The sequence below is a fragment of the Pseudovibrio sp. W74 genome (assembly GCF_001623085.1).
GTDB lineage: Bacteria > Pseudomonadota > Alphaproteobacteria > Rhizobiales > Stappiaceae > Pseudovibrio.
This window is the reverse complement of record NZ_LMCJ01000055.1, coordinates 41,755-51,562: the sequence shown is the minus strand read 5'-3', so window position 1 is coordinate 51,562 and position 9,808 is coordinate 41,755. Positions and strand designations below refer to the sequence as shown.

The 9,808-nt window shown below is 51.2% G+C and carries 12 protein-coding genes; 6 read left to right on the top strand and 6 right to left on the bottom strand.

Going from position 1 to position 9,808, the window contains the following annotated elements:
- Positions 1 to 285: 285 nt before the first annotated feature.
- Positions 286 to 1,323 carry an aspartate-semialdehyde dehydrogenase gene (locus PsW74_RS22920; protein WP_063290352.1) on the bottom strand — a complete coding sequence of 346 codons (1,038 nt, stop codon included), beginning with the start codon at positions 1,321 to 1,323 and terminating at the stop codon, positions 286 to 288.
- A 113-nt stretch (positions 1,324 to 1,436) separates the two neighbouring features.
- Here PsW74_RS22920 and PsW74_RS22915 point away from each other — a divergent pair, with 113 nt between their 5' ends.
- Positions 1,437 to 1,715 (top strand): hypothetical protein, encoded by a 279-nt coding sequence (locus PsW74_RS22915; RefSeq protein ID WP_063290353.1) that lies wholly within the window; start codon positions 1,437 to 1,439, stop codon positions 1,713 to 1,715.
- Positions 1,716 to 1,934: 219 nt separating this feature from the next.
- On the top strand, positions 1,935 to 2,639 hold the full coding sequence (locus tag PsW74_RS22910; protein WP_063290354.1) for a hypothetical protein: 705 nt from the start codon (positions 1,935 to 1,937) through the stop codon (positions 2,637 to 2,639).
- A gap of 44 nt (positions 2,640 to 2,683) precedes the next feature.
- On the opposite strand, the gene PsW74_RS22905 is transcribed toward PsW74_RS22910, so the two are convergent.
- Positions 2,684 to 3,394 carry a 2-phosphosulfolactate phosphatase gene (locus tag PsW74_RS22905; RefSeq protein ID WP_063290355.1) on the bottom strand — a complete coding sequence of 237 codons (711 nt, stop codon included), beginning with the start codon at positions 3,392 to 3,394 and terminating at the stop codon, positions 2,684 to 2,686.
- 119 nt (positions 3,395 to 3,513) lie between these two features.
- On the opposite strand from PsW74_RS22905, the gene PsW74_RS22900 reads away from it, so the two are divergent.
- Positions 3,514 to 4,011 (top strand): hypothetical protein, encoded by a 498-nt coding sequence (locus tag PsW74_RS22900; protein WP_208988112.1) that lies wholly within the window; start codon positions 3,514 to 3,516, stop codon positions 4,009 to 4,011.
- Between the two features lie 70 nt (positions 4,012 to 4,081).
- Positions 4,082 to 4,591 (top strand): N-acetyltransferase, encoded by a 510-nt coding sequence (locus tag PsW74_RS22895; RefSeq protein ID WP_063290357.1) that lies wholly within the window; start codon positions 4,082 to 4,084, stop codon positions 4,589 to 4,591.
- 18 nt (positions 4,592 to 4,609) lie between these two features.
- On the opposite strand, the gene PsW74_RS22890 is transcribed toward PsW74_RS22895, so the two are convergent.
- Both PsW74_RS22890 and PsW74_RS22885 read right to left on the bottom strand, forming a co-directional pair.
- Positions 4,610 to 5,104, bottom strand: a complete 495-nt coding sequence (locus PsW74_RS22890; RefSeq protein WP_063290358.1) for a hypothetical protein — start codon at positions 5,102 to 5,104, stop codon at positions 4,610 to 4,612.
- Positions 5,105 to 5,177: 73 nt separating this feature from the next.
- Complete coding sequence (locus tag PsW74_RS22885; protein WP_063290359.1) at positions 5,178 to 5,594, bottom strand: hypothetical protein; 417 nt, start codon at positions 5,592 to 5,594, stop codon at positions 5,178 to 5,180.
- Between the two features lie 217 nt (positions 5,595 to 5,811).
- Here PsW74_RS22885 and PsW74_RS22880 point away from each other — a divergent pair, with 217 nt between their 5' ends.
- Positions 5,812 to 6,936 carry a choloylglycine hydrolase family protein gene (locus PsW74_RS22880; protein WP_063290360.1) on the top strand — a complete coding sequence of 375 codons (1,125 nt, stop codon included), beginning with the start codon at positions 5,812 to 5,814 and terminating at the stop codon, positions 6,934 to 6,936.
- A 62-nt stretch (positions 6,937 to 6,998) separates the two neighbouring features.
- On the opposite strand, the gene leuB is transcribed toward PsW74_RS22880, so the two are convergent.
- Positions 6,999 to 8,120 carry a 3-isopropylmalate dehydrogenase gene (gene leuB, locus PsW74_RS22875; protein ID WP_063290361.1) on the bottom strand — a complete coding sequence of 374 codons (1,122 nt, stop codon included), beginning with the start codon at positions 8,118 to 8,120 and terminating at the stop codon, positions 6,999 to 7,001.
- A gap of 189 nt (positions 8,121 to 8,309) precedes the next feature.
- Here leuB and PsW74_RS22870 point away from each other — a divergent pair, with 189 nt between their 5' ends.
- On the top strand, positions 8,310 to 9,233 hold the full coding sequence (locus PsW74_RS22870) for an NAD-dependent epimerase/dehydratase family protein (protein WP_082830687.1): 924 nt from the start codon (positions 8,310 to 8,312) through the stop codon (positions 9,231 to 9,233).
- A gap of 12 nt (positions 9,234 to 9,245) precedes the next feature.
- Here PsW74_RS22870 and PsW74_RS22865 read toward each other — a convergent pair whose 3' ends face one another.
- Complete coding sequence (locus PsW74_RS22865) at positions 9,246 to 9,641, bottom strand: VOC family protein (RefSeq protein WP_057465103.1); 396 nt, start codon at positions 9,639 to 9,641, stop codon at positions 9,246 to 9,248.
- Positions 9,642 to 9,808 lie beyond the last annotated feature (167 nt).

Below are 9,808 nucleotides of genomic sequence, written 5' to 3'. Positions count from 1 at the left end.
GGTCGCTCCGCCAGCAGCCCGTTACGTAGGCATAGATTCAGAGTATGGGAGGAAAACACGAGGGGGATTAGTTTTTCAGCAAGCGCCCACCACCGTCATGCCCCCCGAGCCGGGGCCCACACGATAATTGCGATACACCGCGAGTGAAACGTTGCCGTGAGGCATTCATGGGTCCCAGATCTTCGCTACCTACCGCGCAGGATGTTCATGGGAGAACGTGGTGGCCTCTAACAAAAAAGGGCACCTAAAAGGTGCCCTTCCTAATCTCAGCAATTGCTGAAAAACTTATGCAACAGCTTCCGCTTTTGGCTTGATAAGGCCGCGATTCACCAGAACCTCAGCAATCTGAACGGTGTTCAGCGCTGCTCCCTTACGCAGGTTATCGGAAACAACCCACATGTTCAGGCCGTTCTCAACGGTCGCGTCTTCACGAATACGGGAAACGTAAGTCGCATCTTCGCCAGCACACTCGTAAGGAGTGACATAGCCGCCGTCTTCACGCTTATCGACAACCAGAATACCCGGCGCTTCGCGCAGCAGGTCCTGAGCTTCTTCAGGAGAAAGTGGGCTATCCAGTTCCATGTTCACGGACTCGGCATGACCAACAAACACAGGCACGCGAACAGCAGTACAGGTTACCTTGATGGTTGGATCGAGCATCTTCTTGGTCTCAGCCAGAACCTTCCACTCTTCCTTGGTGTAACCATCTTCCATGAATTCATCGATGTGCGGGATCACATTAAACGCGATGCGCTTGGTGAACTGCTGAGGCTCAATCGGGTCGTTTACGAAAACTGCGCGGGTCTGGTTGAACAGCTCATCCATCGCATCTTTACCACCACCAGAAACAGACTGGTAAGTGGAAACAACGAGGCGCTTGATGCCAGCTTTTTCGTGAATTGGCTTAAGTGCAACAACCAGCTGTGCTGTGGAACAGTTCGGGTTCGCGATGATGTTCTTCTTTTTGAAGTCAACAATATCATCAGCGTTCACTTCAGGCACGATCAGCGGAACATCCTGATCATAGCGCCATGCAGAAGAGTTATCGATGACAACACAGCCCTTGGCAGCAATCTTTGGTGCCCACTCTTTCGCAATAGAGCCACCGGCAGACATGAGACAGATATCAACATCGGAGAAATCAAAATTCTCCATCGCTTTAACTTTCAGCGTCTTGTCACCAAAGGAGATTTCTTTGCCCTGAGAGCGGCGAGATGCCAATGCAATCACTTCATCAGCCGGGAAACCGCGCTCTGCCAGAATATCCAGCATTTCCGCACCCACATTGCCGGTAGCACCTGCAATTGCAATCTTATAACCCATTGGTTTTGTCCTCTTCGTCTCCCCCGCTGGCTTCCGGAGGCTGACTGCGCCCGGTGAGCCCTCTGGCGCCCTCCGTCCCGGGGAGAGCGCGGGAAAGAGAGGCACCTTAGACGGTGGTCTTTGTCGTTTTCGTGGTGATTGTCTTGGTAGTTGTTTTAAGCGCAACAGAAGCCATGCGCGCGGTCATCGCACGTTTCATGGTTTTCTTCATGTTGGTCATCGCAAACATCATGCTGCTAAACACTACCTTCAAAATTGATCGCGCAGAACCTGCCTATAACCACATCATTTGTCAACAGGCATATCTCACGCAATTTAAAGTGCGCAACGATCAGTCACCCCAGCGCACCGGGAAACCACGGATTTCAGTCAGTTTTCAGAGAAACACTTAACAATCACCGAAGTAAGGCTGAATTAATCTCAAAAATAAGCGTCATCTGCGCGGCAGATGTAATCTGGAGCTGTCCTAAAAGTCGCATCAACCATGGCTTGCATGCATCATATGCAGCAACTAGTAATATTTTAAACGCAATTTAATCTTCCGGATCGCTGCTCTTGAGCTGCATGGTCATGAGCAAACCCAAACTACAACTGGCGACGCAGAATACACAATGAAGTACTCTAAGATATTATCAGCCTTGATTATTGGCCTGACCGTAACCGCGTGTAACTACGAGACTGAAGTTAGCCTATATGCGAGTGACTTGACGAAAGACACAGAAGGCAAACCGATCCTCGCTCCGGTCACGCTCGTGGGCAAAGGAACATTCTCAGAAGACGACTGTGAGAAAATTCGCGGCAAGGTCGAACCAGCGGTCCAGCGCTCATTTCAAAACGTAGAGTTCAAAGGTTGCGCAAAAGCTCCGGACGGTATCGATCGCACAGTTTCATTCATTGCAAGCGTACCTGTTTATGTCGGCTCATGGGAAGACAAAATCGGTTCAAGCGAGTTTAAGGGAGCATATGGGCTGCTCGTGGCTTACGAGCAGGAAATCCCAAATATAAAGAAGGTCATGTTCATCAAAGGCGCAAGCTACGACTACTTTGCAAAAGAACTCGACAATGCACTCCCTGGCTCAAAAATGTCCAAAGACGGTGCAGGAATCACACTCGAACTTCATAATGATATGTCTCAACAGATCACGTTTAGTGGCAGCAACTTCTTCGTAAACGGAACTCCATATGGAAATGTTTTAGTAAATCTTGCGATGACGAAACGCGCTAACATCAAGGTAAAACTTTCAGATGCTGGTGCTCAATATCTCTTCACAAAGGGTTCTGATGTAATCGGCACAATCAACTTCGAGTCCAAATAGAAGTTCCATTCATCCGCTAGCTTTAGAGGCATCCACGGATGCCTCTAAACCACATCCCCAAACGCATTCACGGCCTTCCCGCCAAGCTCAACTTGCCGCAGTTCAGGCACGCAGCTTTCCGAATCCAGGTCAGCTGCCCACTCCACATCAACTGTGTAACCACGGTGTGTCAGTTCCTGCCCACTCACGCAGCCCTTTAGCACACCGAGCAAATCATCAGCACACGAAAGATAACCAGCCCGAGCAATCGAGGCTTCTGGCGACATCGGGCAGTCCAGCATATGCGCAAGTGCACCGCAGGCCAATTGATCCTCGAAGGCAGGCCGCAAACTGCCATCCGGCCACTTCTCACCCGCAGCAACCAGCAAGACTTTGCCGGAAATCACCTTAAGATAAGCCGCCACCGCTGCTGCATTCCGAAGTGCAGCAGCAAACACCCGCCCTTCTCTCGGCAAAGCAGAAAGCGTCGCACCGTTGGGGCTGGGCAACACCAACACATCGCTAGCCGACAGCCCCATGAGCGTTGGTGGAGACAATGAGTAACCATCCTCCCGGCGCTTCCCTGCACAAACGCCGCCGATCTCATCGGCCAGCGCTTTCCCCTCATCACGGTCAGCAACGGGCACCACCCTCGCTCCTCTGCCACACGCAACAGAAGTCGCTGTCGAGAAACTCAGGCAATCAACAATCACAGTCGCAGCAAAGCCATCACTGCTTGCGTTCCGTCCCCATTCCAAATGCACAAAGTCAGCCATAAACAACCTCAAAATGATAAAACCGTGGGCACCAGAAAAAGTGTGCCAATCAATCCTTGCATGGCATCGCGTCTGCACTCAGTTTGAACAGAGCGATCAAAAGTCACAACGGAATAATGATGGACCTCCTTTCTCAATTGCAAGCACTTGCTGTCGATCTCGAACGCTCTCAGCTGCCAGAGGTCTTCAAGTATGCATGGTGGGTCTATCCGGCAATCAACACAGGCCACATCGTCGGGTTAGCGATGCTATTCGGTTCCCTCGTCCCGCTTGACCTGCGCATGATGGGCATGTGGCGGTCCATACCATTGTACGACCTTGCACGCCCCCTCACCCGCATTGCCCTTCTGGGCGGCCTGATCGCGATCACCACTGGCATCTTCCTGCTTTCAGTCAAAGCGCAAGTATACGTCAACGCGCCCATATTCTGGGCTAAGTCAGTTTTTTTCACACTCGCCCTGCTCAACGCATTGTTCCTGCGCTTTAACAAACCATGGCGCTATCTGGCACAAGTCGACTCCCGCGGAACCATCTCCCGCTTCAAATCCGCTGGCTTCATCTCGCTGTTCAGCTGGCTCGGAGTCCTGATCTGCGGGAGAATGTTCGGGTACCTCTAGTCCGATAAGTCAATGAGCTTTCCTATTCTTTGTGGCACAAAAGCTAAGCTAAACAGAACGGACAAAACCGATGATCATCCGCACAGAGCTACCATCTGACGTCGAAGCAATCCGCACTCTCGTTTATGCAGCTTTCGAAAACCATCCACACCATGAACCCGGCGCAAAGCCAACAGAGCACCTGATCATCGACCAGCTGCGTGCCAACGGTGAGCTGACATTGTCACTCATCGGAGGGCAAGCTGGAGGTATGGTAGGTCATATCGCTTTCTCTCCTGTAACAATCGATGGTAAGGACAAAGGTTGGTATGGCCTTGGCCCAGTGGCCATTGCTCCGAAACATCAGGGCAAGGGCTTTGGCGCAGCCCTGATCGTGGAGGGAATGCAGCAAATCAAGCAGCTTGGTGCCAGAGGTGTCGTTTTGCTTGGGGAGCCGGAATATTACAGCCGCTTCGGCTTTCAGCAGACAAAAGGCCTCATCTTCCCCGGCGTGCCAGCACAGTACTTTATGCAGCACACCTTTGAGGGAGAGACACCAACAGGCACCCTCGCTTATTCCGGGGCCTTCGCAGCAAGCTAATATGATGAATAATGACGGCTACTCATCACATTTGTCGGGCAGGGCCTGACTCAAAGGCTTATCCGTTGGCTTCAACTCAGCCCTGTTAATCGCAATGGGTGAGTAAGGCGGATCAGTAATCGTACCCGGCACCACCATATGTAAAACATAGCAGCCCGCATAAACCTGCGAAGTGCCGTCGGAAAGGTGCGTTTCAATCGCTACCGGAAGCGGCCAATAGAGCTGGCTCATGCCTGCATCTGGCTGGGTAGACCCATAGCGCAGCTGCACGGACTCCGTTGTTCGAAACCCTTCCTTCCACTCCTCAAAGTTCTTAGGTGGTGTGTTGAAGTAGCTATACGCCTGCACATACTCTTTGCGGTTGATAGCATTATAATAGCTTTCAATCACCGCTTGGGGTGTGCTGCGATCATCCATGTAAGGAATGCCATCAAACACCAGGGCATTGGCGCTCGATGCACCACAAACCGCCAGTATTGCGCAGGCTCCAGCGAGCCTGTTTCGATTGAACATGGTTGTGTCCTGTTACGTTTTTAAATCACACAACCAAGTTCAACAAAGACAAGCTAATGCAGGTTTAAACCACTCACTGTGCTCTCATATAGACCGCTTCGTTGGTAAACGAACCGGCATCCAACAGGTGTACAGTTTGATAAACCGTAAGCTGAGAGCCGTCTTCATTCAGCTCGCGCTTGGCAACCATAATGCTAAGGCCGCCGCGCTTTGCTTCAGAAACCAGATCACCATCCGTGTTCAAAGAGAGGGAAAGCGTATCCGCAAACGGGTTTTGCGGCATAGGGCGATCTTCCCCATCAGGAATGCCTGAGAAGTTGGCCTCAACGGTCTCGCCCTCGCCTTCAACGGTTTTCATGAAGAAACCGATCTCGCCATTCTTCTCGACAATTTTCAAACTGCCGCCCCAAGGCACAGAACCCTGCTCATAGTTTGAGGCATCAGGATCCAGAATCCAGGTTCCGAGGAAGGGTCTTAAACGTTCATCCATGCTCTGTCTTTCAGCAATGCTTCTCAAAATTTGTCTTGGCTCAGGCTTATGCCGCACACGGGTTTTTCGCGCAACCAAATCACACGGCTAACTCCCGTGATTAACATCCAGTCGCCAAACTTCCAAAAAACCAATCTTAAAGCAGCAGGCACATCTAACGGAACTTTTGTGCTCTTCGCAGACAATCACAAGCAAAAGAACTCACTCCGGAGGCCTCATGCTCAAGCGCTTTGCCAGCAAACTAATTGCCTTGTTCAAGATCAGCTTAGCCCTACTCGCTTTTATTCTTCAGCCCATAGCCGCAAATGCCTGCACCAGCTTCGTCCTGTCCACCGTTGACAACATCAAAATGTATGGCCGCACGATGGAGTTCGGCAAGCAGATCCCCACTAAAATTGGGCTAATCCCACGCGGTTACAAGTTCCAATCTCAAATCAATGATGAAGCGGGCCACAGCTGGACTGGCAAAATTGCTGTGATTGGCGCCAGCATCTTCGACAGCCCCGCCTTGGTTGATGGCATGAACGAATACGGTCTGTCCGGTGGCGCCCTCTACTTCCCTGGCTCTGCAGCCTACAAAAACCCGTCAGATGATGAAGCGCAGCGCACCAAGGAAATCAATCAGGTAGACTTCCTCGTCTGGATGCTTTCAACCTTCAAAACAGTCGAAGAAATCAAAGTCAATCTGGATCAGGTCTCATTAGTCGGAACCTTCTACGAGAGCATGGATGAGATCCCGCCGCTTCACTACACCCTGCATGATGCAGCTGGCTTTTCCATCGTCATCGAGCCCATAAATGGCGAGTTGAAAGTCTACGACAATCCTTACACCGTGCTCACCAACTCGCCAGACTTCGAGTGGCATGTCCAGAACATCCGCAACTACCTGTTCCTCTCTCCATTCAACATTGGCTCTACTGAGATCATGGGACAGGAACTAACCCCCTTCGGTCAGGGGTCTGGCTTGCTTGGCATCCCGGGTGACCCAACTCCACCTTCCCGATTTATCCGTGCTCTGGGTTTAATCTCCACCATTGATGCTGCTGAGTTAAACAAGAACCGGCTTGTGACCATGGAGCACGTGCTCAACAACTTCGACATTCCAAAAGGGTTTGTAAGGCCTGCAATTTCGCCAGTTGAGCAGGAACAGGAAGCCAACGATTACACCCAGTGGTCGACCATTGCTGACATTGAAAACAGAAAGTACTTCATCAAAACCTACGAGAACCCAACGCTGCATGGCGTGAGTTTTGAAGACTTCGATGTCACAGGGGCACAGATACAGTACGTGAATCTGCCAAGTCCCAAACCCACACAGCCGCTGCTGCCACCCATGCAATAAAAAACAGGGCTCCCGAACCAACGGAAGCCCTGTTTCAAATCTCTAAACTCTGAACTGCCAGCTTATGCTGAAACACCTTCAAGAGCAGTCAGCTCGGCAACAATGGCATCACCCATCTGTGCGGTGGTGATGGTGGCTTCACCATCCTTCGCGATGTCTTTTGTGCGCAGACCTTTGTCCAGTGCGTTGGAGATTGCTTTTTCAACCATGTCGGCCTCAGCAATCTTCTGGAAGGAGTAGCGCAGCGCCATTGCAAAACTTGCGATCATTGCAATTGGGTTAGCAGCACCTGTGCCAGAGATGTCAGGAGCAGAACCGTGCACTGGCTCATAAAGGGCTTTGCGCTTACCGGTTGCGTCATCAGGCGCACCCAGAGAAGCAGACGGCAGCATACCCAGAGAACCAGTCAGCATCGCCGCAACATCAGACAGCATGTCACCAAACAGGTTGTCGGTTACAATAACGTCAAACTGCTTTGGCCAACGCACCAGCTGCATGCCACCAGCATCTGCCAGCATGTGGTCCAGCTCAACATCCGCGTAGTTTGCTTTGTGCGTTGCGGTCACAACTTCGTTCCAAAGCACGCCGGACTTCATCACATTGCGCTTTTCCATGGAACAAACTTTGTTGTCACGGGTGCGCGCAAGATCAAATGCAACGCCAGCAATACGCTCAATTTCGTAGCTGTCGTAAACCTGCGTGTCGATACCGCGCTTCTGGCCGTTATCCAGATCGATGATCTCTTTCGGCTCACCGAAGTAAACACCACCAGTCAGTTCGCGAACGATCAGAATATCCAATCCTTCAATGACGTCCGGCTTCAAAGAAGACGCATCAGCCAGCGCTGGATAGCAAATCGCAGGGCGAAGGTTGGCAAACAAACCAAGGTCTTTACGCAGACGCAGCAGGCCAGCTTCCGGGCGAACCTCATAAGGCACATCGTCCCATTTAGGACCCCCAACAGCACCAAAAATAACAGCATCAGCTGCCTGTGCTTTCGCCATATCTTCTTCAGAGATGGAAACGCCGTGTGCATCGTAGGCACTGCCACCAACAAGGCCTTCGTCATACTCGTAAGTATCTTCGCCCTGCTCGTTGAGCCAGGCGATAACCTTTTTCACCTCCTCCATGATTTCAGGACCAATTCCATCACCAGGAAGAAGCAGGAGCTTGTTGGATGCCATGGGTCAATATCCCCGTTTTCTGCAAATTGAAGTTGACCATTTGTGCCGCCTCGCCTCGCTCATTGCAAGGTTCAATATTTCAACGAAAATGGATGGGTGCTCAACTATTGCCACACAGACAGGTTTCTTTAATCCCACTATGCTAGATTTTTGAAACTGAGAGTGGACAGTTCTAAGGCACTGCAAAATATGCATAACTTGTTAGTCATAGGTGGATCGGGCTTTGTGGGTGCATCTCTCATCCCGGCCTTACTTTCGAAGGGATATAATGTAACCCTGCTCAACAGAGGCACACGCCCGGTTCCGGGAACCAAGCAGTTGGTTGCAGACAGAAACGATCCTTTTGCCATGCAGCAGATCACCGATAAATTCGAAGCGGTAATCGATACAAGCGCTTATACGCGAGAGCAGTCGAGGATTGCATTCAACACCTTCGGCATCCATGCCAAAAAGTGGATTCACCTCTCCAGCGCAGCGGTTTACAAAGAAACCAAAGGGCACTTACCGAGCGAAAAAGACCCGATCGGCGGAGCGTCCGTGTGGGGCGTTTATGGCAGAGATAAATCTGAAGCAGACCACTTCCTGCTAAATCAGGAACACACACCAGCCGTCGCCATCCGCCCGCCTTATCTATATGGCCCCAACAATGATATCGACCGCGAGCAATTTGTCTGGGCGCGTGCTTTAACAGAACGCCCGATCATCCTGCCCGGTGATGGCCAGACCAAACTGCAGTTTTTGCACGAAGAAGATCTCGCAAGCTTTATCCTCTATCTGCTGGCGATGCATGCCATGCCGACCGAAGCTATCAATCTGGCTGACCCGCACATCCTCACCATCGAAAAATGGGTGAAGATGCTCTGCGATATTGCGGAGGTCGAACCAGAAATTCTCTACGGCAATGACATGGCGCCCAGCATCCCAGCCCGTGAGTATTTCCCGTTCCGCGATTACGATTGCGCACTCGATGTGACCAGATACCTGGAAAACTTCGATTGGCAACCGCAGTACAAACTACGTGATGGCTTCACGCACACCTTCAAAAGCCACAGCAAAGAGGAGCTCGCCAAAAGCTCCCCTCCTACACTGGCTGAAAAGGCGATCGAGTACTAAATTCGAAAGCGGCTACTGGTATCGCCCATGCCGCTCCAACATCTCGATTCGATATCCATCGGGATCAGTCACAAAGAAGAACCGTGCCAGCAACTTGCCTTCCACGAAGAACTCTTTGATGTCCTCCGGCGCAAGCCCTTCCTCCTGAAAACGCTTATGTTCAGCAGCCAACCCATCCACGCAGAACGCGATGTGCCCGTACCCGTCACCTAATGAGTATGGCTCGCTGCGGTCTTTGTTGACTGTAAGCTCAACCTCAAAATCATTCTCCGCATTCCGTAGATAAACTAGCGTAAAGCTGTCAAAATCCAGCCGTTCGGCAACTTCCAGACCAAACGCCCTACGATAAAACGCAAGCGAACGCTCTTCATCCAGAACCCGGATCATCATGTGAATTGCTTTTGCCATGAAAGGACCTCTCAGCAGAATTAACTGCAAGAGGAGTAGGTCGCACAAGCCACCGTCGTCAACCGCAACATGACACATATCCGAACTGCCCTTTACCAGTTCACAAATCTTGCTCAATTGAGCTGGGCCACTTGCAGTAACAATGCACGCCACCTATGATCGCAGCG

Bases quoted from the DNA above. Each gene is read 5' to 3' on its own strand.
- PsW74_RS22910 (WP_063290354.1), top strand. From the start codon at position 1,935: ATGAAGTACTCTAAGATATTATCAGCCTTGATTATTGGCCTGACCGTA.
- PsW74_RS22920 (WP_063290352.1), bottom strand. From the start codon at position 1,323: ATGGGTTATAAGATTGCAATTGCAGGTGCTACCGGCAATGTGGGTGCG.
- PsW74_RS22865 (WP_057465103.1), bottom strand. From the start codon at position 9,641: ATGGCAAAAGCAATTCACATGATGATCCGGGTTCTGGATGAAGAGCGT.
- PsW74_RS22885 (WP_063290359.1), bottom strand. From the start codon at position 5,594: ATGGATGAACGTTTAAGACCCTTCCTCGGAACCTGGATTCTGGATCCT.
- leuB (WP_063290361.1), bottom strand. From the start codon at position 8,120: ATGGCATCCAACAAGCTCCTGCTTCTTCCTGGTGATGGAATTGGTCCT.
- PsW74_RS22900 (WP_208988112.1), top strand. From the start codon at position 3,514: ATGGACCTCCTTTCTCAATTGCAAGCACTTGCTGTCGATCTCGAACGC.
- PsW74_RS22870 (WP_082830687.1), top strand. From the start codon at position 8,310: ATGCATAACTTGTTAGTCATAGGTGGATCGGGCTTTGTGGGTGCATCT.
- PsW74_RS22895 (WP_063290357.1), top strand. From the start codon at position 4,082: ATGATCATCCGCACAGAGCTACCATCTGACGTCGAAGCAATCCGCACT.
- PsW74_RS22880 (WP_063290360.1), top strand. From the start codon at position 5,812: ATGCTCAAGCGCTTTGCCAGCAAACTAATTGCCTTGTTCAAGATCAGC.
- PsW74_RS22890 (WP_063290358.1), bottom strand. From the start codon at position 5,104: ATGTTCAATCGAAACAGGCTCGCTGGAGCCTGCGCAATACTGGCGGTT.
- PsW74_RS22905 (WP_063290355.1), bottom strand. From the start codon at position 3,394: ATGGCTGACTTTGTGCATTTGGAATGGGGACGGAACGCAAGCAGTGAT.